The 24,425-nt window shown below is 62.0% G+C and carries 22 protein-coding genes and 1 pseudogene; 8 read left to right on the top strand and 15 right to left on the bottom strand.

Going from position 1 to position 24,425, the window contains the following annotated elements; genetic code table 11:
- The first annotated feature begins 10 nt into the window (after positions 1-10).
- On the top strand, positions 11-1,177 hold the full coding sequence (locus tag HOLFODRAFT_RS0208335) for a LysR family transcriptional regulator (protein WP_005037756.1): 1,167 nt from the start codon (positions 11-13) through the stop codon (positions 1,175-1,177).
- 209 nt (positions 1,178-1,386) lie between these two features.
- Complete coding sequence (locus tag HOLFODRAFT_RS0208330; protein WP_148300401.1) at positions 1,387-1,611, top strand: hypothetical protein; 225 nt, start codon at positions 1,387-1,389, stop codon at positions 1,609-1,611.
- 132 nt (positions 1,612-1,743) lie between these two features.
- On the opposite strand, the gene HOLFODRAFT_RS0208325 is transcribed toward HOLFODRAFT_RS0208330, so the two are convergent.
- From HOLFODRAFT_RS0208325 to HOLFODRAFT_RS0208315, 3 genes are all read right to left on the bottom strand, one after another.
- Positions 1,744-2,436 carry a Rossmann-fold NAD(P)-binding domain-containing protein gene (locus tag HOLFODRAFT_RS0208325; RefSeq protein WP_005037752.1) on the bottom strand — a complete coding sequence of 231 codons (693 nt, stop codon included), beginning with the start codon at positions 2,434-2,436 and terminating at the stop codon, positions 1,744-1,746.
- A 176-nt stretch (positions 2,437-2,612) separates the two neighbouring features.
- Positions 2,613-3,626 (bottom strand): AraC family transcriptional regulator, encoded by a 1,014-nt coding sequence (locus tag HOLFODRAFT_RS0208320; RefSeq protein WP_005037748.1) that lies wholly within the window; start codon positions 3,624-3,626, stop codon positions 2,613-2,615.
- Between the two features lie 12 nt (positions 3,627-3,638).
- A complete protein-coding gene (locus tag HOLFODRAFT_RS0208315) occupies positions 3,639-4,388 on the bottom strand; it encodes a glucose 1-dehydrogenase (protein ID WP_005037746.1) in 750 nt (249 codons plus the stop codon).
- 412 nt (positions 4,389-4,800) lie between these two features.
- Between HOLFODRAFT_RS0208315 and HOLFODRAFT_RS0208305 the strand changes: the two genes are divergently transcribed.
- Both HOLFODRAFT_RS0208305 and HOLFODRAFT_RS0208300 read left to right on the top strand, forming a co-directional pair.
- On the top strand, positions 4,801-5,832 hold the full coding sequence (locus HOLFODRAFT_RS0208305) for a helix-turn-helix domain-containing protein (RefSeq protein WP_158412937.1): 1,032 nt from the start codon (positions 4,801-4,803) through the stop codon (positions 5,830-5,832).
- A 115-nt stretch (positions 5,833-5,947) separates the two neighbouring features.
- Positions 5,948-7,276, top strand: coding sequence for a glycine cleavage T C-terminal barrel domain-containing protein (locus tag HOLFODRAFT_RS0208300; RefSeq protein WP_005037744.1), 1,329 nt, complete (start codon positions 5,948-5,950; stop codon positions 7,274-7,276).
- A 64-nt stretch (positions 7,277-7,340) separates the two neighbouring features.
- Here HOLFODRAFT_RS0208300 and HOLFODRAFT_RS0208295 read toward each other — a convergent pair whose 3' ends face one another.
- From HOLFODRAFT_RS0208295 to HOLFODRAFT_RS0208260, 7 genes are all read right to left on the bottom strand, one after another.
- The gene (locus HOLFODRAFT_RS0208295; RefSeq protein WP_005037743.1) at positions 7,341-7,910 is read right to left on the bottom strand and encodes an indolepyruvate oxidoreductase subunit beta; all 570 of its coding nucleotides are present in this window, start codon (positions 7,908-7,910) and stop codon (positions 7,341-7,343) included.
- The gene (iorA, locus tag HOLFODRAFT_RS0208290) at positions 7,910-9,706 is read right to left on the bottom strand and encodes an indolepyruvate ferredoxin oxidoreductase subunit alpha (protein WP_005037739.1); all 1,797 of its coding nucleotides are present in this window, start codon (positions 9,704-9,706) and stop codon (positions 7,910-7,912) included. Before iorA ends, HOLFODRAFT_RS0208295 begins: the two co-directional genes overlap by 1 nt.
- Before the next feature lie 109 nt (positions 9,707-9,815).
- Positions 9,816-10,241, bottom strand: a complete 426-nt coding sequence (locus HOLFODRAFT_RS0208285; RefSeq protein WP_005037737.1) for a hypothetical protein — start codon at positions 10,239-10,241, stop codon at positions 9,816-9,818.
- 10 nt (positions 10,242-10,251) lie between these two features.
- Positions 10,252-11,313 carry a butyrate kinase gene (buk, locus tag HOLFODRAFT_RS0208280; protein ID WP_005037735.1) on the bottom strand — a complete coding sequence of 354 codons (1,062 nt, stop codon included), beginning with the start codon at positions 11,311-11,313 and terminating at the stop codon, positions 10,252-10,254.
- Between the two features lie 310 nt (positions 11,314-11,623).
- Entirely contained in the window at positions 11,624-12,676 is a 1,053-nt protein-coding gene (locus HOLFODRAFT_RS22895) for a helix-turn-helix transcriptional regulator (RefSeq protein WP_005037733.1), read from the bottom strand.
- Between the two features lie 113 nt (positions 12,677-12,789).
- Entirely contained in the window at positions 12,790-12,981 is a 192-nt protein-coding gene (locus HOLFODRAFT_RS0208265) for a 4Fe-4S domain-containing protein (protein WP_005037732.1), read from the bottom strand.
- 15 nt (positions 12,982-12,996) lie between these two features.
- Entirely contained in the window at positions 12,997-14,514 is a 1,518-nt protein-coding gene (locus HOLFODRAFT_RS0208260) for an FAD-dependent oxidoreductase (protein ID WP_005037729.1), read from the bottom strand.
- A 334-nt stretch (positions 14,515-14,848) separates the two neighbouring features.
- Here HOLFODRAFT_RS0208260 and HOLFODRAFT_RS0208255 point away from each other — a divergent pair, with 334 nt between their 5' ends.
- From HOLFODRAFT_RS0208255 to HOLFODRAFT_RS0208245, 3 genes are read left to right on the top strand one after another with little or no spacing between them, the layout of a single operon-like run.
- Positions 14,849-15,745 (top strand): LysR family transcriptional regulator, encoded by an 897-nt coding sequence (locus tag HOLFODRAFT_RS0208255; RefSeq protein ID WP_026939162.1) that lies wholly within the window; start codon positions 14,849-14,851, stop codon positions 15,743-15,745.
- A 31-nt stretch (positions 15,746-15,776) separates the two neighbouring features.
- Positions 15,777-17,603, top strand: coding sequence for a transglycosylase SLT domain-containing protein (locus HOLFODRAFT_RS0208250; RefSeq protein ID WP_005037723.1), 1,827 nt, complete (start codon positions 15,777-15,779; stop codon positions 17,601-17,603).
- On the top strand, positions 17,603-18,292 hold the full coding sequence (locus tag HOLFODRAFT_RS0208245) for a YkgJ family cysteine cluster protein (RefSeq protein WP_005037721.1): 690 nt from the start codon (positions 17,603-17,605) through the stop codon (positions 18,290-18,292). The genes HOLFODRAFT_RS0208250 and HOLFODRAFT_RS0208245 overlap by 1 nt, the downstream gene beginning before the upstream one ends.
- Positions 18,293-18,424: 132 nt before the next feature.
- Here HOLFODRAFT_RS0208245 and HOLFODRAFT_RS0208240 read toward each other — a convergent pair whose 3' ends face one another.
- Entirely contained in the window at positions 18,425-19,561 is a 1,137-nt protein-coding gene (locus tag HOLFODRAFT_RS0208240; protein WP_005037719.1) for a uroporphyrinogen decarboxylase family protein, read from the bottom strand.
- A gap of 231 nt (positions 19,562-19,792) precedes the next feature.
- On the opposite strand from HOLFODRAFT_RS0208240, the gene HOLFODRAFT_RS0208235 reads away from it, so the two are divergent.
- Positions 19,793-20,677 (top strand): LysR family transcriptional regulator, encoded by an 885-nt coding sequence (locus HOLFODRAFT_RS0208235; protein ID WP_005037717.1) that lies wholly within the window; start codon positions 19,793-19,795, stop codon positions 20,675-20,677.
- Between the two features lie 117 nt (positions 20,678-20,794).
- On the opposite strand, the gene HOLFODRAFT_RS0208230 is transcribed toward HOLFODRAFT_RS0208235, so the two are convergent.
- The 4 genes and pseudogenes from HOLFODRAFT_RS0208230 to istB form a co-directional block, all read right to left on the bottom strand.
- Positions 20,795-21,151 carry a hypothetical protein gene (locus tag HOLFODRAFT_RS0208230; RefSeq protein ID WP_005037715.1) on the bottom strand — a complete coding sequence of 119 codons (357 nt, stop codon included), beginning with the start codon at positions 21,149-21,151 and terminating at the stop codon, positions 20,795-20,797.
- A 217-nt stretch (positions 21,152-21,368) separates the two neighbouring features.
- Positions 21,369-22,649: an MFS transporter gene (locus HOLFODRAFT_RS0208225; protein WP_005037714.1), complete on the bottom strand. Its 1,281-nt coding sequence runs from the start codon at positions 22,647-22,649 to the stop codon at positions 21,369-21,371.
- 174 nt (positions 22,650-22,823) lie between these two features.
- Positions 22,824-23,771, bottom strand: a complete 948-nt coding sequence (locus HOLFODRAFT_RS23915; protein WP_005037712.1) for a uroporphyrinogen decarboxylase family protein — start codon at positions 23,769-23,771, stop codon at positions 22,824-22,826.
- Positions 23,772-23,947: 176 nt separating this feature from the next.
- A pseudogene (istB, locus tag HOLFODRAFT_RS23910) lies at positions 23,948-24,425 on the bottom strand (IS21-like element helper ATPase IstB); the annotation flags it as partial.

The raw sequence follows: 24,425 nt of genomic DNA, 5'->3' as shown, positions 1-24,425 counted from the left end.
GAGGATCCAGGTGGACCGTAGGCAGCTCAAGTGCTTCCTGGCCGTCGGGGAGCATCTTCACTACACCCGCGCCGCGCGGGCCATCGGGCTCTCCCAGTCTGGGGTGAGCTATCAGCTTGCCTCCATCGAGGCTTCCCTGGGGCTCACGCTGATGGCGAAGGTCGGCAAGGGCATCCACCTCAGCCCGGCGGGGAGTCTGCTCTACCGGGAGTTGCGGCGCATTTGCCTGGAATACGCCCGGGGGGTGGCCGAGTGCTGCGGCGTGCCTTCCGGGGACGAGGGGCTTCCGGACTTTCCGCGCCTCCGCTGCTTCCTGGTGGCGGCCAAGTGGCGCAGCTTCACCAAGGCTGCCCAAGAGGTCTGCTTGACCCAGTCGGCCTTCGGCTACCAGATCGCCGAGTTGGAGAAGGCCGTGGGCTGCCGCCTCTTCGATCGCTCCTCCCGGGTGGTGGAGCTGTCGGAGGCGGGCTACGGCTTCTTCCGCCTGGCGGAGCCGCTGCTCCGGGACTACGAGGACCTGCTCCGTCGCTGCCAGTGCCTGGCGGCCCAGGAGGGGGGGCAGCTGACTCTCGGCTTCCTGGGGGGGCTGGAGATGCGCTTCCTGCCTCAGGTCCTCCGGCGCTTCAGCAGCGCCTTCCCGGCCACCCAGGTGCAGATGCGCTATACCCCCCTGGCCCGGATGTTCGAGGCCATCCTGGGGGGAGAGATCGACTGCGGCTTCACCATGCTCTTCGAGCATGCCCATCCCGAGGGGATCCATGTAGAGCCCCTGGCCCAGGATCGCATGCTGGCCATGGTGGCCCCGGATCACCCCCTGGCCCGGCGGCGCAGCCTGAGGCTGGAGGAGCTTCACGGTCAGCCCCTGGTCAGCCTGGGCGACGAGATGAGCCGCCCGGGGGTGGACTGGCACCGAGCCATCTTCGCCCGGCACGGCCTGGACTACGGTCGGGCGGAGTTCGTGCCCGACTTTCCGAGCCTGCTGCTGGCGGTGGAGATGGGGCGGGGCATCGCCATCCAGCCCCGGGAGACCACGGATCAGCACGGCGGTGGTCGTCTCAGAGCCATCGAACTGGAGGACCCAGAGCTGACCTTCGAGTACGCCATGGCCTGGCCGACCCAGGGCGCCCGACCCGAACTCCAGGTGCTCCTGGAACTCATCCGGACCGGAAGGAGCTGACACAGGAGCCCGGGGGGACCCAGCCCGCGACGTAGCCAAGCGATCCCCCGTGCCTTCTTGGTGGCATTGGGGTGCTTCGCCTGAATCTCGAACCGCTCCCGCATCTCCGCCTGGATCGGCTGTGTCCGCTCGGCTTCGTGCGATCAAATTCGTGAATGATGGCCATTTGATTTATTCATGTCGCTCTCATGCTGACTAACAAGTCGACGATGGAATCCTTCGATCGCTACGAGCAGCATTTTGCCATCGATCCTTCCCTGGTTTCCGCAGAGGGCCGCCTTCTGCCACTGCACAGCATTGGATGGCAGAGCTTCGCCGAGCATTGGATTACGGGCCTGGACCGGATTCCGGTAGCTGTTGGAAGTGCGGACTACCGGGGGCGTCTCCACCCCCAGGCTCCGCGAGGCCTGGACGCTGCACTCGCAATTCTTTAACCCGGATCCTGCATTAGGCGACAGTGGATAGAGTTTGCACCGTAAGAGGCGCTCGACTTTCCTGTAGTTGCGATACAAATGGGAGGGTCTCCCAGTCCTTTCGCCAGATGCACTCCAGCTTCAGGGTCTGGATCAGGCGCTCCTCCACCGCGTTGCCTGGGCCTTGGCCAGGAGGTTCAGATCCCGCGCCTCCAGAACGGCCTTCGGAGCACCTTTCTGAGCTGCGGTCAGTATGGCCCAGCCGAGGCTCTCCGTGTTCAGGACGACCCCAGGGACGAACTTGTTGATCAACCAGATGAAGGGACTGCTCAATGCATAGAAGACGCGATACCACTGAGTTCGTGAGCGGATGCCGTGCCGTGGCTGGATGAAGCATGGGCGGAAGAGGTAGACCCGCCCGAAGGGAAGGCGCTGGAGCGCATTCTCGGTGCGTCCCTTGACCCTTGCCCACATGGACCGGCCCTGTTCGCTGCTGTCCGTTCCAGCGCCGGAGACATAGATGAAGGTCATGCCGGGATTCAGGCGAACCAGGGTCTCCGCGATGGACAGGGTGAGGTCGTAGGTGAGCCGCGCGTAGTCGGCCTCACCCATTCCGACAGCCGAGACTCCGAGACAATCGAAGCAGGCATCGGCCCCTTGGAGATCGGGTTCCAGCCCAGTCAGATCGAATAGGTCCGGTGTGCAGACCTCCTTCAGCTTGGGGTGCGTTCGCCCCGTGGCCGACCGCACCACCGTGAGGACCTGCGTGACGGTGCTGTCACGCAGGCATTCACGCAGAACACCCTGGCCAATCATTCCGGTGGATCCGAACAAGACGACTTTCATGGGGCCCCCTAGGCTTCCGGCAACTCTGGCAGTTGGGCAGGTGAACCGAAGTCCGTGGCTGTGCTGATGGCTTCCCAGCGCCCTCGGGAGGTTCCGGTAATCAACCAGACGGGAGGCATGTCGGCTCCTTGCGAAGGATGGAGATATTCGCGTGTTGGGTGGGTAAGGGCGGTGCGTCAGTTCTCAAGCGTGGTTCGGCGGGATCGCCAGGCCGCGGGCGTCGTGCCCTCCCACTGCCGGAAGGCGCGATAGAAGGAGGGTGAGTCCTCGTAACCCAGCAGGTAGACAATCTCCTTCAGATCCAGGGACGGATTCTGGAGGTATTCACGGGCCAATGCCTGACGGGCCTGGGACAGCAGGTCCCGAAAGGTGGAGCCCTCTTCGGTGATGCGGCGTTGGAGGCTGCGCGCGCTCATCCCCAATTCCTTGGCCACTGCGTCGATCTCGGGTCTGCCCGCCGAAAGGAACCTGGGCAGTACCTGTCGGACTTGTTCGGTGGCCTTGAGGCTTAAGCCCAGCGCCCTCGAAGCCGCTTCCAATGCGGGATTCAGCATGGCCAGCAGCTCGGCATTGTGGGTGGCAAACCGGAGGTCCAGATCCGCACCGCGGAACACCAGGCGATTCTGGCGCGAACCGAAGATCACCTTGCACCCGTAGAACTCCTCCCGGAGGCCGGGCCTGTCGTCCGCGCACATATACTCCACCCGGCTAGGGTGAAGGTTGGTTCGCGTGCCATGGCGCCCGAGAAGAACCAGGGAACCAAAGGTTGCATCTACAAGCGCTTCGGGAACAATCTTTCCACCGTGGGGCCACTCGGGCTCGATCACGCATTCCTCCGGCCCCTCCGTGATCTTGAGAATCTCCGGAGAACACAGGTGCTTGAAGCGTGCCATGCGCGTGAGAGCATCCCGGAAATCTCGGGCGTGGTAGGCCGCGAGGAAGGAGGGCGGAAGTATGGCGGTGTCGAGTCCCTTGACGAGCTTCAGCCCTGCGGCGCAGGCAGGGGCCAGTTCGCCTATCGCCTGCCAGAGAAGGAAGAACTCCTCGGTGCGCAGTGAACCCTCGCGGGCAATGCGGGCAGCGGGCAGCTTCGCATGTCGGAGCACCTCGTCGAGGGTGAGGCCCAGAGCGGCGAGACCGACCCAGAATGCTTGAGGAATTTTGACTTGATCCGTCATCCGGGTCGGCATGGGGCCTCCTTTCTACTTGGCCTGGAAGCCGCCATCGATGTTCAGGATATGGCCGACGACGAAGCTCGCTTCCTCCGAGAGTAACCAGGCGATGCCATTGGCAATCTCTTCCGGTTCGCCAATACGGCCAATGGGGTGCGCCGCCGCCAATCCAGGCTCGTCTATCTTGATCTGATCGGCGATGATATCCGTTCGGATGGCACCTGGGGCCACGGCATTGATGCGGATACCCTGGGCGGCATGATCGAGTGCCGCTGATTTGGTCAAGCCGACCACGGAGTGTTTGGTGCCGACATAGGTCCCCGTCCACTGGAAGCCGTTCAGGCCTGCGATGGATGCCAGGTTGACGATCGAACCTCCGCCCTGCTTGAGCATCTGCGCGATCTCGTATTTCATGCTGTAGTAGACGCCCATGACATTGACTTCAATCATCGCGCGGAACTTCTGAGTGTCCGATTGATCCAGGGTGGCGGCTTCGTTGTATATTCCCGCGTTGTTGACTGCCATGTCGAGGCGACCGAACTCCGCGACGATCTGGTCGATCATCGCTTTGACGGCACTTTCGTCAGCCACGTCATTTTGGATGAACCGCACTTCCGCGGCACCGGTGGCCACCGCCTGGATTTCCTTGACCGCTGCGGCTCCAATCTCCTTGCGGCGACCACTGATTACGACAGTGATGCCCTTGGCGGCGAGCTTTTTCGCAGTGGCCTTCCCGATGCCGGTGGCACCGCCGGTGATGAGGGCTACGGGCTGATTCATACCGATCTCCTGATTGGGTGGTGGGATATACCCCACGGTTCCAAGACTAGGAGTAGGGTGTTTTGAATGCATTGTTGGAATGCGCCAACTGTATTGCATATTGCGCCATGCTCAAAACAACCTGCATCAAGATGGTTTTTGCCTTATGGCTTCAGCTCCGGGTGACGGACCCTTCTCTGTCGGTCACTTGGCCCAGGCCACGGATTTTGCCGAGTTCCTAGATGGTCAGATGGACCAGTCCACCTGGCTTGACGATCACCTAGCATCGGGGTGACTCCTCCTCTCTGACGCAGCCTACAGGAAGAGCCCAGGACCAAGCCGACAACGGACTCGGACGTTCAGGACCATGGAGTATTCAGCGCCGATGCGGCGGGACCCTGTATAATCGCCTACACCCTGGATGAGTATCACCTTGCCTAATGCCCCTAACCTCTTCACCGAGCGCCTGAAGATGCACGAGCGGTATCTCGCGGATCTTCAGGCAGTGCTGTCCGAGGAGGGACAAGGGAGACTCTATCCGGAGCTTTTGGCGGGGATTCGCCCAGACGGCGCTTTCGATAGTCCGAGTTTCGAAGAATACATGTCTGTAGTCAGACGCCTGGATGATCTGGGCGTAGTCCGCGGACTGGGTCTCAAGCTGGGTGACCGCAAGCGGAATGCGACCTTCGGCTTCTTCGGCATCGGCTTTCTGACTCAAGCCTCACTCTGGGAGATGGGGGGCTTTTCCTGCGAAGCCTTCTCGCACTGTTGGGGGCACTATCTGCAGTTGCAGGTCTTCCGGGAGGGCGAGTTCCTCGTCAGCCGGTATCTGGGCCGTCCACCGCTCATTGCCTCGGATCCCCTGTTGGTGGAACAGGTCGTCATGACGGGGGTCCGGGTGGTAACTGAGGAACTGCCGGGCCAGGACTGGTCCCGCTGCCGGGCTTCCTTTGCCTATCCTCCGCCTCCTCACCGGGAGCTCTACGCCCGCTTCCTCCCCTTCGAGGTTCGCTTCGACCAACCCTTCTCCGAGCTCCTCCTTCCATGGGCCTGGGCCGCTCGGCCCTTGCCCATGGCCAATGACAGGGTGCGGGCCTTCTGTGAATCGAGCTTCCATGCCATGGTCGAGGCGGACTCCGGCCGGACCTCTCTGCAGCGAAAGATCCTGAATCTGCTCATAGAGGCGGGGGCCAGCGGGTCGTTGGATCTCTCTGCGGTCTCCTGTCGCCTCGGCATCTCTGAACGCTCGCTCCAGGCGGCCCTGACCCGGGAGGGGACCTCCTTCCGCCGACTCCAGAATGAGGTTCTGGTGGAACGGGCGAAGCAGATGCTTTCCGTCCCCGGGATGTCTGTGAAGGAGATCGCCTTCGCGCTCGGCTTCTCCCAGGCCGCAAACTTCTCAAGGGCTTTCGCAAGGGCTACGGGGATGAGTCCGGAGCAGTTCCGTTCAGACTGCGGATTCTGATAGCAGAACGTCGTGAAATGCATAGTCGGAGCTGTGGCACCCGGCCGGGAAGCCAGCGGATAATGAAGTTCTGCCACAACTTCATTATTCACAACCCTTCAAAAGGAGCCCCACCATGGAGCCCACCACCGGTCTGCCTACACTTCCCCACGCCCTCATGGTTCCGATGGACCCGAGGCCAACCAACTACCAGCTCTTCATCACGACTTATGAGCCCAGCGAATATACGGACTGGCGAGATGAGAGCATGTCCTGGAAGGAGACCTGCTTCATCGGGGACTGGAGCCCTCTGATCAAGCTTCACCTTCAGGGACCTGATGCCCTGGCCTTCTTTCAGAGCCTCTCCGGCTTCAATGCCAAGAAATACGATATCGGGCAGGCCAAGCACGTGGTCTTCACCAACAAGATGGGCAAGGTGGTGGGCGACCAGGTGCTGATCCGCTTGGCGGAAGATGCATTCCAGCTCACGGGGGGGCTGGGGGTCCTCTGGGCCATGTACAAGTTCTACCAGGGTGGATTCAACGCAGTCCTGACCCCGAACACCAACGACCGCTTCCTCTTCCAGGTCCAGGGGCCCACCAGTCTGGCGCTCCTCGAGTCTCTGGTGGGGGCGGAGCTGAAGGAGCTTCCCTTCATGCGGTGCCGGGATTTCGAGCTGTGTGGCGTCCCGGTGAACTTCCTCCGCCAGGGGATGTCCGGCGAGATCGGATTTGAACTGTCTGGTCCGGCCTCCCAGGCCCTGGAGATCTACAACACCATCCTGGAAGCGGGAAAGGCCTTTGGCCTCCGACGCCTGGGGGGACAGACCAAGTGTGTGAACCACGTGGAGGCCTGCTATCCCACGACGGTCCTTGATTACTGCCCGGGCATTTTCGATGAGACCGATCCGGACCAGCAGGGGTTCCTGAAGTTCCTCGGGCCTGTTGGAAACCAGATCGATCCAAGGAATGGTGGGACCAGTGGCAACCTGGATAACGTGCTGGACTATATGCACAGCCCTGTGGAGCTGGGATGGGGCAAGACCCTCTGCTTCGATCACGAATTTCCAGGTTGCGAGATCCTTCGGCAAGAGGTCGCTAACCCCAAGCAAACCATCTGCAGCCTGGAGTGGAGCACCGAGGATGTCCTGGATGTCAGCGCCTCCTATCTCAGGCCCGGCGATGCCTACCACTACATGGAACTCCCGCGTCGGATCGGCGGCGAGATCATGAAAACCTTGAAGGATGGCAGGATGGTGGGCATCTCCTCTTCGCGCTGCTACAGCTACTACTTCCGGAAGATGATCTCCCTCTGCGTGATTGATGCAGAGCTCAATGTCCCTGGGACCGAGGTGGAGGTCCTTTGGGGCGTCCCTGGCGGTCCTACGAAGAGGATCAAGGCTACCGTCGCCCCTGCTCCCTACAAAAAGGATCGGCGGCGGACGGAACTGATGAAGGTGAGGTAGCTTCGAGTGTCTGCAACAGGGAGGCGCAGCCTGAACCGCACCTTCCTGTTGCAAGAGTGGATGTCTACACCTGGGCCATTCCCAGCTTCAGTGCCTTGATGTTCAGCTCCGCCAGCGCTGGCTTCACGTTCTCCTTGATGATGCGCTCCCAGTCCAGGGTGTCGAGGCCCATGGACTTCACGGTGGCGCCCAGCAGGATCACGTTCATCACCTTGCTGTTGCCCAGTTCAGAGGCCAGCTTGGCCGCGTCGATGGCGGTGGTGGGCACCTTGGACTGCAGTTCCTCGATGATGCCCTTGGGATAGTCCACCTTGCCCGTCACGATGGGCATGGACTTGATCTCCCAGTTGTTCACCACGACCTTGCCCGAGGGCTTGAGATAGTTCAGCCAGCGCATGGCCTCCATCTTCTCGAAGGCCACCAGGATATCGGCGCCGCCCTCTTCGATCACTGGGCTGTGCACTTCCTTGCCGTAGCGCACCTGGGAGGATACGGAGCCGCCCCGCTGGGACATCCCGTGGATCTCGCTCATCTTGACGTCGTAGCCGGCGTCCATGAGGGCGACGGTCAGAAGCTTGGCGGCGAGAATGGTGCCCTGTCCGCCCACCCCCACCAGCATGATGCTCTTGGTCATTACTTGACCTCCTTGGAGATGGCCTGGACCTTGGGGGGGCAGACCTGGGCGCAGACGCCGCAGCCCACGCACTGATCGCGGGTAATGGAGACCTTCTTGGTTGCCTTATCGAGAGACAGGGCAGGGCAGCCGGTCTTGATACAGGCGCCGCAGCCAATGCACTTGTCCGGATCGATGCAGTATTTCTCCGTGAAGGCGCCCTTGAACTCGGCTTTGTCCTCGGGGGAGAACTTCTTCAGGACGCAGGGCCAGCGGGTGATGAGCACCGAGGGCTCGTCCTCGGTGGCCAGGGCCCACTCGATGGCGTTCTTCATGGCCGTCAGATCGTTGGGGTTGACGGTCAGGACGTTCTTGAAGCCCAAGGACTTGACCACGCCCTCGATCTCGATCTCGGGGGTGGCCATGCCCTGGAGGGTATAGCCGGAGGCGGGGTTCTCCTGGTGGCCGGTCATGCCGGTGATGCGGTTGTCCAGGATGACGGTGATGGTGTTGCTGCGGTTGTAGGCGATGTTGATCAGGCCGTTGATGGCGGTGTGGAAGAAGGTCGAGTCGCCGTGCACGGCAACCACGCGCTTTTTGGCCTCGCCCTCCTTCAGATTGAAGACCTGCTGCGCCCCGTGGGCGGTGCCGGTGCTGGAGCCCATGCAGTTGCACCAGTCCATGGCATTGTAGGGCTCGGTGAAGGCCAGGGTGTAGCAGCCGATATCACCGGCGATGGCCACGTTCTTCCGCTTGCCGATCTCATGGAAGAATCCACGGTGGGGACAGCCGGCGCAGAGCGTGGGGGGGCGACCCACCACCTTGCTGCCATCGGTCCCGATAGTTTCGCAGGCCTTGCCGAAGACGGCCTTGCGGATCACATCGGGGGTCATCTCGCCGTTGAAGGGGAAGAGGTTCTTGCCGAAGCAGTCGAAGCCCAGCATCCGGACCTGGTCCTCGATGTAGGGATCGTTCTCCTCGATGACGTAGATCTTCTTGACCTTGGCGCAGAAGTCCCTGATCTTGCCCACGGGCAGGGGATAGGTGAAGCCCAGCTTGAGGTAGGAGGCGGAGTCCCCGAAGACCTCCTTGGCATAGCTGTAGCAGACACCGGAGGCGATGATGCCGATTTCACTGCCGTTCATCTCTGCGAAATTGAGGGGGGTCTCCTCGGTGTAGACCTTGAGCTTCTCGGTGCGGGCTTCCACCTTCACGCGCATGGGGATGGCGTTGGCGGGCACGGGGATGTTCTTCCGGACATCCTTCACATAGTCCTTGAGGGGCACTTCCTGGCGCTCACCGCACTCCACGATGCCCTTGGAATGGCAGACCCGGGTGGTCATGCGGAAGAGGACGGGGGTGTCGAAGGCCTCGCTGACCTCCAGGGCCACCTTGACCATGTCCTTGGATTCCTGGGCCGTGGCAGGTTCCACCATGGGGACCTTGGCGGCCTTGGCGTAGTTGCGGTTGTCCTGCTCATTCTGGGAGGAGTGCTGTCCGGGTTCGTCCGCAGTCACCACCACCATGCCACCGTTGATGCCGGTGTAGGCCAGGGTGAAGAGGGGATCCGAGGCCACGTTCAGGCCGACATGCTTCTGGGCGCAGATGGAACGGGCGCCCGCGATGGAGGCCCCGATGGCGGTCTCCATGGCGACCTTCTCGTTGGTGCCCCATTCGGCGATGATGTCGCCCTTGTAGAGGGCGATGTTTTCCAGGATCTCGGTGCTGGGGGTTCCAGGGTAGGCCGAGGCGTACTTGACGCCGGCTTCCCAGGCGCCACGGGCAACGGCCTCGTCGCCGGTCAAGAGCTTCTTCATGGAACTGCCTCCATTCATTGCGTGGGTGAGATGCTTCAGATCGTCATCGATTGTAACCAAAGGGCCGGAAGCGTTGGACGTTCCGGCCCCATCGTTCAGGAGGTCCCAGCTAAGCCTGGGGCAGGAACCGGTACCGGGCATCCCGCCCCTTGCCCTCGACGGCCAGATCCGCGAAGGGGTTGTAGAGGGGGTTCTTCACCACTTTGTAGAGTTCGTAGAGCTGGGGGAGGAAGACGCCCCAGTTGCCGATCTCCTGGCCGCAGTGGGCGGCCCAGATCATGCCCTCCTCGGGGGTGGCCTTCTTCTTGCCGTCATTCCAGGTCTGGGGGGCGATGTGCACCGAACCCCTGGGGTCGCCGGGGGTGACGGGCACTGCCCATTCAAGGGGCTCATGCTGTTCGGGGTGCCAGAGGAGGATGCCCTTCTCCATGTTGCTCCAGAACCAGTCGATCATGTGGGCCGTGATGCCCTCATGCTTCCAGTCCATGTGCGTGCCCATGGAATCCTGTTTGACCTGCATGTCCCTGATGTCCATTCGGACCTCCTTAGTAAGTTTTGGCCTGCTCTTCGCCCTTCAGCACCCGGACGGCTCCGACGGCCAGGGAGGATAGTTCTTCCTCACCGGGGATGACGACGATGGGGGCGATGAACTTCACACGGCGGGAGATGTCCGCCACGATGCGCTCGGAGTAGGCGATGCCGCCCGTGAGGATGATGCGGTCGACCTCGCCCTCCAACACCGCAGCCATGGCGCCGATCTCCTTGGAGACCTGGTAGGCCATGGCCTTGAGCACCAGATCGGCCTGCTCGTCTCCAGACTCGGCGCGTTGCACCGCCTCCCGCACATCGCGGGTGCCCAGGTAGGCATACATGCCACCCGCCACCAGGAGGCGTTCCAACATCTGGGGCTCGGTGTAATTTCCGGAGTAGCAGAGCCTGGCCAAAAGGCGGGCCGGCAGGCCGCCGCAGCGATCCGGGGAGAAGGGACCCTCCTCCTGGGCGCCGTTGACATCGATCATCCGGCCCTCCCGGTGGGGGGTGACGGAGACGCCGGTGCCGAGATGGGCCACCACGAAGCGGCAGGATTCATAGGGCTTGCCCATCTCATCGGCCGTCCTGCGGGCCACGGCCTTGCTGTTGAGGGCGTGGGAGAGGCTGGCCCGGGGCAGGTCCGGCAGGCCGGAGAGCCGGGCTTCGGGTTCCATCTCGTCCACGGAAACCGGGTCCACGATGAAGGCGGGAATGCCGTGTTGGGAGGCGATGAGGTGGGCCAGGAGGCCTCCCAGATTGGAGGCGTGCTCACCCCTCGTTGCGGCCCTGAGGTCCGCCATCATGGCCTCGTTCACCGCATAGGTGCCGCCGCTCATGGGCTTCAGGAGGCCCCCTCGCCCCACCACCGCGTCCAGGCTCTCCAGGGGGATATGGGCCAGGCCCAGGGTGGAAAGGATGAGGTGGAAGCGGTACTCCAACTGGTGAAGCACCTGCTTGAAGGGCTTCAACTCCTCTCCCTGGTGCTCCACGGTGGTTTTGAAAAGCACCGCTGCGTCGTCGAAAACCGCCAGCTTGGTGGAGGTGGCGCCGGGATTGATGGCAAGAATGCGGACCATGCGGCTTCCTGAGGTAGGCCGAAGGCCGCCCCTGTGGGGCAGCGTTGTTTCGGACGGATGGGGGTGGAGGCGCAGGAACGGATGCCTGCCGCGCTCTCTTCATCCTAGGGATGCATGGGGGTGATAGGGGCCACGGCTGTGATGGAAAAGCTTGGCGATGAAGATGAAGGGGATTTGTCGCTGCTCAAATCTTTTATCAGGATATTCAGGATGGGCAGGATAAAAGCATGAAGGCAACGTGCCTATGACGCTGGAGCCTTCGTAGCCCCCGAGGGGCCTTCGATCCTAACCCCCCTATGGGAGGGCGGGATTATCTCCGGTCAACCTGTCCGTCCCGGTAGCCCGCGGGCGTGAAGCCCGTGCTCTTGGTGAAGGCCCGGTTGAAGTTGGAAGGCTGGGAAAAGCCCAGGCGGAAGGCGATCTCCTTGATGGAAAGCTCCCGGCTTGCGCTGAGCATTTCCTTGGCCCGCTCGATCACCACTTCGTTCAGGATGGCGCGGAAGGAGGTGTCCTCCTGGGCGAGGCGGGCCCGGAGGGTGCGCTCCGGCATCCGCAGCTGGGCTGCGATCTCGTTGATCTTCGGCAGCTTCTCGGGGGGGGCTTCCATCAGGATGCGGCGGATCTGGTGCTCCAGGCGGGGCAACTCCCGGCCCTCGGCCAGCATGGCCTTGAAGTGGGTGGTGCAGAAGGCCTGGATGTGGTCCTCCGCCAGGTTCGAGGAAACGGCATCCCAGGAGGCGGGGCAGCACAGCTCGTTGTGGGGCTGGTTGAAGAAGCAGGGGAAGGGGATGAACCGAGCGTACAGGGGGAGGTATTCCGGGGGCGGAAAGGCGAAATGGGCCCGGCACTCCGACCAGTCCTTGCCCGGAAGGACCTCCGAGAGGGTGCGGTAGCCCGTCATGATGGTCTGCTCGATCAGGGGTGCAAAGAGGGCCAGGGAAGGGGGGGATAGCTCATACCGTGAGCGGATCCAGGGGCCCTCCTTGAGGATGTTCAGGCGGAGGAAGCGTCCGTAGCAGATCTCGAAGGCGGTGATGGCGAACGCGTGGACCTGGTCGAAGGTGCTCTGGGTGAGGAAGGCCACGCCGGTGAAACCATAGGTGCCACAGCGCTTCAGGGCCCCGACCTTCAGCCCAAGGCCCGGAATGTGCTCTCGGTCCTGGAGGATCTTCAGGGCCGAGAGGTAGTGCTCGAAGCCCAGGCGACCCGAGGCATCCCCGAGGTCCTCGCGCTGGAGCCCGAGTTCGTCGAGCAGGGGATCAAAGATTCCACCGAGTCCCTCGTCCTTCATCACGCATTCCAGGTCCTCGAAGTAGTGTCTGAGGACCCGCTGGATTTCCTGTTTGAGCGAGGGATGGGGCATAGGGGGTGACCCCATTATGGGGTGGATCGCACACCGAAATCGATGCTCATATGTTCAGCCCCGCCGGGCCTTATCGGGGGCCGGGCGGGGCTGGGGAGGATTGTGGACTGGGCTCAGCTCTTCAGATGGATGGCGGCGATGGCACAATCCCGGGCGGCGTTCCGGGCCACTTCGATGAGGTCACCCTCGATGAGGTCGGCCTTCACCTGGATGGCATCCGAGGGGTGGTCGAAGTGGAAGAGCTCTGGATACAGGTCTTCGCAAAGACCACAGCGGATGCAGAAATCCTTGATTTCGATCTTCATGGTGTCACTCCTCTCTTACTGCTGGACGTAGGCGGCGGCCTGGTCGCCGGTGATGAAACCCTGGGAGAAGCTGAGGGTGGAAACCCCGATGCCGCCCACGGGAGGGTTGCCGTAGATCTCGCCGGCGCAGCAGTCGCCCCCGGCGTAGAGCCCCTTGATGACGTTGAAATCCTTGTCGATGACCTCGCACTTGCCGTTGATCTTGATGCCGCCATAGGCGTGGTAGCCGCCGACGAAGACCCGCAGGGCGTAGAACTTGCCCTCGCGCACGGGCCGTAGGTATTTGGGGTTCTTGGCGTACTGGGGGTCGGTCCCCTTGTCGCAGTAGCCGTTGTAGGTTTCGACGGTCTTGAGGAGGCCTTCCTTGCAGATGCCGGTCTTCTCGGCCATCTCCTCCAGGGTGTCCGTCATGAAGACGTGCTTGTTGCCCTTGGCGATGACCGTCTCGAACTGGGGGCGTATGTTGGGGATCTGGGCCGCCTCGAAGATGAAGTAATAGAACTCGACGCCTTCAGTCTCCATGTGGCGGACCGTGGCCTCATCAAAGATGATGTAGGCGAATTTCTCCTTCTGGTTGTTGATGGCGGTGACCATGGCCATGTGGCAGTCGGACTGTTCCTCGCTGATGAAGCGGTGGCCCGCCTGGTTCACCCAGAGGTAGGGCTGCTCCTGGATGGTGCGCAGCTTGTTCTGCTGGAGCCAGGCCACGTTGTCCCCCACGATGCCCGGGCCGGGGCACATGTTGTGGCCATTGACGGCCATGCCGCTGCGGGCGCCGCCGATCTTCCAGATGGCCTTCTGACCGTCCCCCGTGAGCTGACTGTTGCAGAAGTGGTTAAAGACGACGTTGCCGCCATCGCTGCAGTTCTTGTCCGTGAGCTTGAGGCCCAGCTCGGCCAAAAGCTCCTTGTCATCGCTGAAGCCGCCTGAGGCCACGATCACGGCCTTGGCGTTGATCTGGACGGTGTTGCCATCCTTGTCCTTGGCCAGGGCACCGATGACCTTGTCGCCTTCCTTGATGAGGCTCTGGATGGGGGTGCTGAAGTGCAGCTCGCCGCCCAGGGCCCGCACGCGGTCGGCCATCTTCTTGCAGATGACGGCGGCGCCGTGGCCCCGGCCGATGGGCTTGAGGAAGTAGTAGTCGCCGATGTTGAAGGCGTTGGGAAAGCCCGCGCCATAGCCACGGCGCTCCCCCAGCTCCTCGAAGGGCGTCATCTTCTCGCCCATGAACTCGATCCCCAGGCCCTTGATGAAGCCTGGGATGGCACTGGAATTGTCGATCCAGGAACGCACCACATCTGGGTTGGCGTTCCAGTTGGTGTAATCCATATGGATCTTGAATGCCTTGTCCTTGTACGCCTGATCGTCACGGACCGCCAGGGTCATCATGGGGGTGTTCGACACCCCGCCGCCCTGGAATGGGCGCTTCTCGAAGACGGCGACCTTGGCGCCCTTTCCGAGGGCGGTCACGGCGGCGGAAAGTCCCGCCAGGCCACTGCCCATGATGGCGATATCCGTATCGATGATTTTCATATTTCACTCCTCTTGGAAGTTGGGAATAGGCACAAAAAGGTCGTGCGACCGAAGGGGGTGGGTCGTTATGTGTTTTGGATTATTTAGTGTGATAAAAATAATCTTTATCGATATTTTTGTCACCAATGTCGCCCTGCCGAATGGGGGCTGCGTCGAGCAGTTGCACCCATTCATCTGATTAGTTGAGGACCTGAACTTATTCTTTTCGCAAGCTCAGGAAAGAGCCAGGGGAACTCCTTGGCATTTTCGACGATTCGATATGCATTTTCGGCAAGGGCCCCGAGTCCATCGGACCCCCATGCATACTGGGGCAACGCACGAGCCGGGGGTGGGCATGGACATCAAGCACTTGAACTGCTTCCTGCAGGTCGCCGAGCACCAGAACTTCACCAAGGCCGCCCGGCTGCTCTCCATCACCCAGTCCGCCGTCAGCTACCAGATCTCCGCCCTGGAAAAGGAACTGGGCTTCAAGCTCTTTGCGCGGACGCCCCATGTGGTGCGCTTCACCGCCCAGGGGCGACACTTCTACTACGGCATCCGGGACATGATGGGCTTCTATGCCAACCTCGTGCGGCAGGCCCAGGAACTGGAGGCCGGCACCACCGGGGAGTTGTCCATCGGCATCCTCGGGCATGCGGGGGGGGATTTCCTGCCAAGGCTTCTCCGGGGCTTTCGGGAGCGGCACCCTCAGATTTCCCTGAATGTGAGCCAGTTCGATATGGTGGGGCTCAATTCGGCCCTGGAGGCTGGGGATATTGATGTCGGGTTGACCCTGGCCATCAGCTTCGGGCATCGACCGGATTTTGAGACCCGACGGATCCAATGCGAGCCCTTGTCCCTCCTGGTGGCCGAGGATCACCCCCTGGCCGGGAAGGCCGAACCCAGCTTTGCCGATCTCCAGGGCTACCCCATCGTAGATGTGGCCCGGGAGGGGGCTGCTCCCGCCAAGGTCTTCATCGCCAAGGCCTGTGCCAGGCTGGGGTTCGCTCCCAATGTCGTCCAGTGGGTAAACGACTTCGACACCCTCTTCCTCCTGGTGGAGGCGGGGGTGGGACTGGCCGTCCTGCCCCGTTACCGGGCCGAAACCCATGGGAACACCCGCCTCAAGGTCACCAACCTCGGTGGGGAGGACTCGGCGGTGGATGTCATCCTGGCCTGGAAGCGGGAGGTGGTGAACCCGGCGCTGCCTTTGCTTCTGGAGGAACTGGACCGCATGGGGCTTGTTGGATAGCGCCGGGATTTCCGAACCGTCACAATGGTTCATGGCATTCTCTCTGATTCCTCATCCCTCCCGAGTCCTGTCAACCGCGATCCTCAGCCTACTGGTGCTGGGTCTGCCCCTGGAGGCCAGACCCAAAAAGAGGCGGCCTGCTCCGCGCGCGTCCCTCAAGGTTGATCCCCTGCCCGCGCGGAAGGCTCTGGAAGGCCCGACCCGATGGCTCCTCAGCGGCGGTCTGATCAGCGGGGGCCACGTTTCCGCAGCCCATCGCGCCCAGTGGCCCCTCTGGATGCAGGCGCTGTGCGGTCCTCGCCGGGATGTCCAGGCCAGGGCCCTGGCTGAGGCTGATCTCGACAAGGTGCCGGATGTATTCCTGGTTCGTGCCGTGGATCTCCTGCGGGAAAGGCAGGTCTTCACCCCCAGGCTCCTGGCCCAGGCCACCCAGATCGGCTACACCGCCGATGCCGCCTCCTGGGGGCGAACCCGGACGGCCTACCAGGTGGCCTATCTCAGCACCCATCCCCTGCCTGTCCAGGACTGGCGCACCTGCTCCCTGCTGCTCTCCCAGCTGGCGGGGGAAGGGGAGGCTCCTCTGGTGCGGCGCTTGTTGCAAAGCTCTGGCTTCCCGGGGGATGCCGCCCTCAACGCCTCCTTCCTGCGAAGGCTGGAGTCCCAGGATGACTCTGGCGCGGCGAAGGGCTTGGTGTGGGACGCCGGTCGTCCCTCGGAGGAACGCTTCCTGGCCCTTCGCCGGGCTCGTCTGTCGGACCGGGAGAAAGAGGCCCTGCTCCCGGCGCTGAAGGGGACCGACTCTTTCGGGGAGGCGGTCCTGCTGGGGGTTCAGAGCGGGTGGATCACCCTCGCGAGCCCCCGGGTGGACGAGGCCATCGCCCATCCCGGGCGGCCCAAGGGCCAGAGCCCCTGGTTCCTGGTAAACCTGGGGGAGCGGGCCTCGGATCTTCTGTGGATGCGGGCGGTGGATGCCCTCCAGTCCGGGCGCTGGGATCTGGCGGAGCGCTGGGCGGGTGAGCTCCTGACGCGCTTCCCGGATTCCTGGTACGCCTGGCATGCGGCCTACCTTCGCAGCCGCTCCGGGGATCCTCAGCCCCATCGGCTCAAGATCCCCGGGGATATCACCTTCTGCAATGCCGAGCGCCTGGGTTCCCGGATGCAGCCTGCGGAGCGCCCCTGGCCCGAGCCCTTCCGCTCCCTGGCGGAGCAGGGACGCTACGATCTGATCCTGGCCCGGGTGGACCCAGAGAAGCAGACAGTCCTCTATCTGCGGGCGGCCCACATGGCCGCTCAGCAGGATCTGGTGGTCCGCCACTTCGCCATCCACAAGGACTGCTCCCCGGAAACCCTGGCCTTTCTCTATCCCACCAGTCCTGTGCCAATGCTGGCCACCCTCATCCGGGAGGAAGGCTGCGAGGGGATCGTGGATCCGGCCTTCGTCCTGGCGGTCATGAAGAACGAAAGCCAGTTCCAGCCCAGCGCCACCTCTGGCGCCAAGGCCATGGGGCTCCTGCAGCTCCTGAAGCCCACCTTCGTCAGCATGGTGGGGCGGAATGCCGACATTCGGGATCCCGAGACCAATATCCGGGCGGCCCTGCGCTACTTCAAGCGCATCGCGAAGACCGCCAGTCTGCAGGGGGAGCCCGAGGCCATCCGCTATGCCTACATCGTGGCGGGGTACCACGCCGGGGAAGGGCGCGCCAAGCGCTGGCACGCCGAGTCCCAGGCTCGCTTCGGCAGCCGGACGGGACCCGCCGAGATGCTCCTCCGCACCGAGGCCATCCCCTTCACCTCCACCCGCCAGTACGTCCTGCGGGTCCTGGGCGACCGGAGGCTCTTCCGGCAGGTGATGCGTTGATGGGCCAGGACAAGCGCTGGATGGAGGAGCATGTCCTGAAGGGGGAGGATCTGCTGCTCTACGGCCGCCTGCTGGAAGAGATGGACGAGCTTCCCCCCGAGGTGATCTGGAAGGAGTTGCGGGCTGCCGCCGAGGCCTACCTGGGTGGCGGGAAGGACCGGACACGCCTCGTCCATCAGCGGGTGGACGAACTCATCGATGCCCTCGTCGCCCGGGACCATCGCTTCGGCTATCCGTCTCCCTTCTGCCATCGGGGCTGCGCCAACTGCTGCCATGAGCTGGTCTACTGCACCGACGAGGAGGCGCTGCGCATCCATGAGCACTGCGCGGAAGAGGGCATCGCCATCGACTATGCCAAGCTGGCGCGCCAGCTTGAGCACGTCGAGACCGACGGACACCTGGATCACACCGGCGGCACCACCTGGAACGACCAGGAGGAGGCGGATCAGTCCTGCATCTTCCTGGGGCCCGACCGGGCCTGCAGAATCTGGCTTGAGCGCCCCCTGGTCTGCCGCGTGCACCTTGCAGAGCAGACCGACCGGCACTGCAGGCCCCACAACGGGGTCGAAAACCCCGAGGCCCTGGGCATCAGCTACATCGAGTTGAGCTACATCCTCAGCGCGGTCTTCATGGTCCACCGGGATTCGGTGAAGAAGACCCTGGGGCGATTGCTGCTGGGAAAGAACTGAAATTCCACCACGAAGGCACCAAGGACACAAAGAAAGCACGAAGAAAAATCAAATGAAATTAAATAAATAATTACTTTCTCCATTTCCTTTGTGCACCTTCGAGTCTTGGTGTCTTTGTGGTGGAAGTCCTTTCTAGTTGTATCGTCCGTACTTGTCCACAGCCTCGAACAGGGCCTTTGCGTTCTCGTGTTTGGCGTTCTGGGGCATGGTGCAGGCGGGGCGCAGCATGAAGCCGCCGCCCTTGCCAACGGTGGTGATGAGCTTCTTGCAGTAGGCGTCCACCTCGTCGGGGCTGCCGAGGGCCAGCATGGTGGCCGACACGTCACCGGAGAGGGCGCAGTGGTCGCCCAGGATCTCCCGGGCCCGGAAGATGTCCGTCTCGCCGTCCATCTCGATGGCGAACTTGCCCTTGGGGAGCTGGAGGAAGTTCTCCAGATCCCGGCCCCAGTCGGTGTCCATGTGGAAGATGGGGGTGATGTCGGCGTCGATGAGCCGCATGGCCATGTCCTTGACCACAGGCCAGACCAGGGCCTCGAACTTGCGCTTGTTCAGGAAGGCTGCGCCGGTGCGGGTCACGGGGAAGAAGGTGCGGCGGATGCCCGTGCGTCCCACCTGGTCCACGATCCGGGGGAAGAACTGCTCGTTGAAGATCATGAGGATCTCCAGGAGCTCGTCGCCCATCTGGAAGAGGTCCGTGATGTAGCGGTCGAAGGAGCGGGTGATGGCGAACATCTCGTGACCCGTGGGGGAGGTGCCGCCGTAGAGGCAGCTCTGGCCGCGCTTGGCGACGGCTGCGAGTTCCATCCCGTGGCGCTTGCCGGCTTCCATGAAGCGGGCGCCGATCTCCGGGGGGTCGATGCCGTAGAGCTTCTTCAGGAGGATGCCCACGTAGGCCATGATCCCGGCCTGCTTGATCAGGCGGATGTCATCCCGGCTCATGACCTCGGGCTCCAGGGTCTGGTAGGGCTCGTTGTCGGCCAGGTCCCGCCCCGGGAACTTGCAGGCGTTGAAGCCGATCTGGCTCATGCCGTTGGCGTCCCCGTACTGGAAGTGCATACCGGCGTAGCAGTCCCACTGGGGGTAGGCTGCGGCCAGCTTGTCATAGCATTCCATGGCGGTGTCCCAGTTCCACATGAAGTCCTTGGTGGTGACCCCGGCGAACTGGGAGGCGTAGGTGGTGACCCAGGGGGCGCAGACGATGCGGTCCACGGGCTGGGAGGCCAGGGTGGCCAGAAGGCGGGCTTCCGGGGTCATGGTGTCTTGAGACATGGGGAACCTCTAGCATTAAATATTAATAAAAATAAGACTTCCCAGGCGTTTTCCTGGAAAGCTATGGATTTTTTGCGTGAGGAGAATCGCTGTTCTGGATCCTCTGGATGGCTTATGTGAAGGATAATAGAGGTGACAATCGGATGAGTAGTGGGCTGAGATTGAATTCTTTTGGGCTAGATAATAAAATGGTTTAATTAATTTTGATTCATTGACCCTTGGGGCTGCCTTATGGATATTCGTCACTTGCGGTGCTTCCTGGCGGTCTCGGAATTCCTTAATTTCACGAAGGCTGCCCATCAGCTCTGCCTCACCCAGTCCGCCGTGAGCTACCAGATCTCTGCCCTCGAAAGGGAATTGGGGGTGAAGCTCTTCACTAGGGCTCCCAACTCCGTGCACTTCACTCCTGAAGGGCAGCACTTTCACGACGGTCTGAAGGGGGTGATGGCGACCTACGATGGCTTGGTTGCAAGCACGCGTCGCCTGGCCTCGGGGCAGACCCACAGCCTGGAGGTGGGTTTCATGGGGGGCGTTGAAAAGCGGATCCTTCCCCCGCTCGTGAAACGCTTCCGGGAGCTCTATCCCTGGGTGGCCCTCCGCTTCAATCGCTTTGACATCGTGCCCCTCGGTCTTGCCCTGGAAAAGGGGGAGTTGGATGTAGTCTTCGCCCTTGCCGTAGGGCTTCCGGACAGCCCTGATCTTCGATCCCAGCTGCTCTACCGGGAACGCCTGGTGGTCGTGATGCAGGCCGATCATCCTCTGGCTACCGCCGAGAGCCTAGTCTGGGAGGATCTCAAACACCTGCCTTTTGTTGATCTCAAGCAGGTCCTAAATGCCCCCGCCAGCGCCCTTCTCGTGAAGCTGTGCGAGCAGCGTGGCTTTACGCCCAGGATCGTTGAACGCTTCTCGGGGCTGGAATCCCTGTTCATGGCGGTGGAGTCGGGGGAGGGGATTGCGATCTTCCCGAAGTACCGGGCCGAGACTCACCTGAACCCCAGACTGACCTATGTCCCTCTTGTCGGGGAGGACAGCACTTCGGACTTCGTGGTGGCGTGGAAGCAGACAGGCAACCCTGCCCTGCAGGCCTTTCTCCGGGAACTGGGGATCCGGGCATGAAAAGGCCCCCACCCTAAGGCGGAGGCCTCTGATTGTGTTAACTCGCCCTGGCTGGCAGGCCAAGTTCCTTGGCCCCAAATAACACCCCCTGGGGATGCTTGGGGTTGGATGGCCTTACTATGAAACCTGTTTGACCAGCCAATCCAAGGCGTCCTCTTTGCTGGACGCAAAATGGGTATCCCGGACGATGGCGTTGGCGAGGATCTTCTGGATGCCCCGGAGACCCACGATGCTGCTATGGATCTTGCCGTTGGCTGCTGTGACCTTGGCCACAGACTCTGCGGCGGCCCTCTTGATGCTGTCATCCGAGGTGGTGTTGGAGATGTCATTGCATAGCAGGTTGATCTTTTGAGCAATCATGACCTGCGTGGACCCATTGATTTCAGCGACGATCTCTGCGGGTTTGAGGCCCGAGCAGTCCGCAAACAGGATCTTGTGGCCCTTGTGAATGATGACTTGAACGTGACTGGACATGGCTTCCCCCTGAGGAAAATTGTTCCAGGCAGCAGTATTGGTTGGACTTGAGCTGGCTGGAATGGCGTTCAGATATGCCCGAATGAGTAGGAATTTGAAATAACTTAACGAATATTTACAAAGGTTGGGACGCGATTCGATAAGCTCGACGTGATGTTTTACCGCCTTTGTCATGGCTGCACTAATCGCTGAGGCTCCTTGATAGTGTTAACGTGCGCTAGTCTTCGGCAATGGCCAGCTTGGCTGGATTCATGGCCTTTTCCGGCAGGGGTTTGATGAACTGGATCAGGATGGCGCCGAGAATGGCCACAGTACTGACAATGGTGATGGAGGTGTGATAGCTTCCGGTGGATTTCAGGGCCAGGGAGCCGAGGATGATGCCCGGGATGCCGGCGTAGAATCCGATACCGAAGGCCAGCCCGGTGATGCGGCCCACCACGCTGTGATGGTAGTTGATGGATACATAGGCGAGGGCTGCGGCCATGACCCAGGCTGCGAAGAAGCCTATGATGGGCAGGACGACCGCGAGCACCGGGATATGGTGGGCGACGGCGGCCAGCATGATGGTGAAGGCGAGGGCGCCGGAAACGAGGAACGCGACGCTGATCGTGGCCTTGGCGCTCTCCCGGAAGACCTTCTCGAAGATGAAGCCCGACGCGATGCTGCCGAGCATGAAGAAGAGCTGGTAGATGCCCATGAGCTTGCCCGCCATCATGGGACCGTAGCCCAGGCCGGTGGGGGCCTCGATGGCGATATAGCCGGGGGTCAGGTCGTTGAAGCCGGTGAAGAACCAGCAGGAGAGGAAGACCGTCGCGACGATGATCCAGGTGGTCCGGGACTTCAGGGCTGCCTTGAATGCGCCATCCGCGAAGGCCTGAGCCTCTGCGGAGATCTCGTCATGAAAGGCGGGGGGCTTGGGGCCAAAGGCCATGACGATGGCCAGGACAAGGGCGATCATGGGGGCGATGGCCACCCGGGACATCACGGTGAGCCAGCTGTGGGTTGCCGCGAAGATCATCGGGGAAATGATGATGCCGACGAGCACGCCCAGGGAGATGGAGAAGCCGGAGAGGCCAGCCACCATGCCCCTCTGCTGGGGGGGGAACCAGGTCGCCGCCAGGGGGGCGACGATGGCAGTCAGGGGGCCAACGGCCAGGGCCTGGATGATCCTGAGAAGGATCAGTGCCTTCATGTTGTAGCCAACCAAGGGGAAGAGGAGCGAAGGCACAATCAGGATGATGCATCCGGCGATCACCATCTTGCTGATGCCAAGTCGGTCCACCAAGAACCCGGCCACTAGGCAGGAGGTGGCCCCCACAATGTTCCACAGGCCCATGAACGTGCCGGTGGCGGTCCCTGGATCCATGCCCAGGGTCTTGGAAACCTCCCCGATCAGGGGAGCCGGAGCGATCATGAGGGCTGTGGAGGCTGCTGCAGCCACGATCATGACCAGCAGCACGAACCAGCGGAATTTAGGGTAGGCCTGCGGCATTTCCATAAGAATCTCCTTTGGGGGTGAACAGGCTCATGCCACCGGAAATCGGTGTCCTGGTCTGATTGGCAATTTGAAAAGGGAACGATCCATTACAAAGACTCCAAGGCCCCAAGAAAAGCAAAGGAAGGAAAATGCTGTTTTTCTTGGTGCCTTGGAGCCTTGGAGGTGAATCTGTTTTTAGTTGTACCGACCGTATTTTTCGACGGCGTTGAAGAAGGCGTCCACGTTGGCCTTGCGGGCGTTGAAGGGCATGGTGCAGCCCACGGAGTAGAGGAGGCCGCCGCCCTGGCCGAAGGTGGTGATCAACTTCTTGGCATAGGCGTCGACATCATCGGGGTTCCCCACGGCCAGGAGGCCTGCGGGCATGTCGCCCTTGATGGCGCAATGCCCCTTGAGGACATCGTGGGCCTTGTAGATGTCGGTGGCGCTGTCCAGTTCCAGGACGAACTTCTTGGCGGGGAGCTGGAGGAAATACTCCAGGAAGCCGCCCCAGTCGGAGTCGAAGTGCAGGATCGGGGTGATGTCCATCGCGATGAGCTTGCCGAGGAAGTCCTGGAGATAGGGCCAGTAGAAGCGCTCGAAGTTCTTCTTGTTGATGAACTGGGAGCTGCCCCGGGTGCCCGGGACAAAGACCCGCTTGATGCCGGTCTGGGCCACGCTGATCTCGTGGGCCTTGAGGTTGGCGGCCTGCTGGATCCAGAGGAGTTCTTCCAGCTCGGAACCCATCTGGAAGACATCCCGGAAGAACTTGTCCATGGAGCGCATCATGGAGAAGTCCTCGAAGGCGGCCCCGGGCCCCAGGGAGCCCCAGGTGAGGGACTGACCGCGCTGGAGGGATCGCTGGATCTCCTCGCCGCGGTGGGCGCCGATGAGCCCGAAGGCCTGGAAGATCTGGGGGCGCGTCACGCCGTGGGCCCGCTCCCAGAAGGTGAAGGTATACTCCATGCCGCCGTTGGGCTGGCGCAGCAGGGCGTAGTCCTCCCGGGTCATGATCTCGCTCTCGTGGTACTGGAGGGGGGCGTTGTCCTCCAGCTCCTTGCCCGGCTGCTTGTTGAACGAAGCCGCTCCGCGGCGGGGGTGGCGCCGTGTGGCGGGCCCGCGCAGTAAGAAAGCTAGCAATTCCATGTAAATGAAGGCTCCTTGGTCATCGCGATGTTGACGCATCGCCAGACGACTGTCAAGCGACATGAAAATTAACCCACCCGGCGACACAAATATTGACCCCCTTGTTGTATGAGCCCATGGGGTGTCTGGAGTCGTAGGCCGTAAGCCGAAACGGAGGACACCCCACTGGGTGCGGCTCAAGTGGAGGCCACTGACACCGGGGCCGGGACGATCCCGGCTCGGCGCTTCTCCCGCAGGCGGTAACTCTCGCCTTTTGATGGTGATGATGTGGCTGTGGTGCAGCAGTCGGTCCAGGATGGCGGTTGCCAGGATGGTATCCCCGAACACCTCGCCCCACGCACCCACTGGCTGGTTGCTGGTGATCATGAGGCTGCCCCGCTCATATCTCCGGTTCACGAGCTGGAACATGAGGTGGGCCGCCGCCGCTCGAAGGGTAGATATCCTAGCTCATCCACAATCAGTAGTTTGGGCTTCGAGAAATGCAGGAGACGCTCCTCCAGGCGACCCTCTGCCTCGGCCCGCATCAGTTGACCCACCAGGGCCGTGGCGCTCACGAACAGGCAGCCCGCGCCCCGTTCGATGGACTTCCGCCCCAACCCGATGGCCAAGTGGGTCTTACCCACCCCTGGTGGCCCAAGGAGCAGGATGTTCTCC

Origin of the sequence: Holophaga foetida DSM 6591 (assembly GCF_000242615.2) — a bacterium.
Lineage (GTDB): Bacteria > Acidobacteriota > Holophagae > Holophagales > Holophagaceae > Holophaga > Holophaga foetida.
Note: the sequence above shows the minus strand (reverse complement) of the source record. Positions and strands in the feature narration are given on the sequence as shown.

Bases quoted from the DNA above. Each gene is read 5' to 3' on its own strand.
- HOLFODRAFT_RS0208265 (WP_005037732.1), bottom strand. From the start codon at position 12,981: ATGAAGATCGAAATCAAGGATTTCTGCATCCGCTGTGGTCTTTGCGAA.
- HOLFODRAFT_RS0208250 (WP_005037723.1), top strand. From the start codon at position 15,777: ATGGCATTCTCTCTGATTCCTCATCCCTCCCGAGTCCTGTCAACCGCG.
- HOLFODRAFT_RS0208320 (WP_005037748.1), bottom strand. From the start codon at position 3,626: ATGCCGACCCGGATGACGGATCAAGTCAAAATTCCTCAAGCATTCTGG.
- buk (WP_005037735.1), bottom strand. From the start codon at position 11,313: ATGGTCCGCATTCTTGCCATCAATCCCGGCGCCACCTCCACCAAGCTG.
- HOLFODRAFT_RS0208255 (WP_026939162.1), top strand. From the start codon at position 14,849: ATGGACATCAAGCACTTGAACTGCTTCCTGCAGGTCGCCGAGCACCAG.
- HOLFODRAFT_RS0208315 (WP_005037746.1), bottom strand. From the start codon at position 4,388: ATGAATCAGCCCGTAGCCCTCATCACCGGCGGTGCCACCGGCATCGGG.
- HOLFODRAFT_RS0208300 (WP_005037744.1), top strand. From the start codon at position 5,948: ATGGAGCCCACCACCGGTCTGCCTACACTTCCCCACGCCCTCATGGTT.
- HOLFODRAFT_RS23915 (WP_005037712.1), bottom strand. From the start codon at position 23,771: ATGGAATTGCTAGCTTTCTTACTGCGCGGGCCCGCCACACGGCGCCAC.
- HOLFODRAFT_RS0208285 (WP_005037737.1), bottom strand. From the start codon at position 10,241: ATGGACATCAGGGACATGCAGGTCAAACAGGATTCCATGGGCACGCAC.
- HOLFODRAFT_RS0208230 (WP_005037715.1), bottom strand. From the start codon at position 21,151: ATGTCCAGTCACGTTCAAGTCATCATTCACAAGGGCCACAAGATCCTG.
- HOLFODRAFT_RS22895 (WP_005037733.1), bottom strand. From the start codon at position 12,676: ATGCCCCATCCCTCGCTCAAACAGGAAATCCAGCGGGTCCTCAGACAC.
- HOLFODRAFT_RS0208325 (WP_005037752.1), bottom strand. From the start codon at position 2,436: ATGAAAGTCGTCTTGTTCGGATCCACCGGAATGATTGGCCAGGGTGTT.
- HOLFODRAFT_RS0208235 (WP_005037717.1), top strand. From the start codon at position 19,793: ATGGATATTCGTCACTTGCGGTGCTTCCTGGCGGTCTCGGAATTCCTT.
- HOLFODRAFT_RS0208330 (WP_148300401.1), top strand. From the start codon at position 1,387: ATGGAATCCTTCGATCGCTACGAGCAGCATTTTGCCATCGATCCTTCC.
- iorA (WP_005037739.1), bottom strand. From the start codon at position 9,706: ATGAAGAAGCTCTTGACCGGCGACGAGGCCGTTGCCCGTGGCGCCTGG.
- HOLFODRAFT_RS0208225 (WP_005037714.1), bottom strand. From the start codon at position 22,649: ATGGAAATGCCGCAGGCCTACCCTAAATTCCGCTGGTTCGTGCTGCTG.
- HOLFODRAFT_RS0208295 (WP_005037743.1), bottom strand. From the start codon at position 7,910: ATGACCAAGAGCATCATGCTGGTGGGGGTGGGCGGACAGGGCACCATT.
- HOLFODRAFT_RS0208240 (WP_005037719.1), bottom strand. From the start codon at position 19,561: ATGTCTCAAGACACCATGACCCCGGAAGCCCGCCTTCTGGCCACCCTG.
- HOLFODRAFT_RS0208245 (WP_005037721.1), top strand. From the start codon at position 17,603: ATGGGCCAGGACAAGCGCTGGATGGAGGAGCATGTCCTGAAGGGGGAG.
- HOLFODRAFT_RS0208260 (WP_005037729.1), bottom strand. From the start codon at position 14,514: ATGAAAATCATCGATACGGATATCGCCATCATGGGCAGTGGCCTGGCG.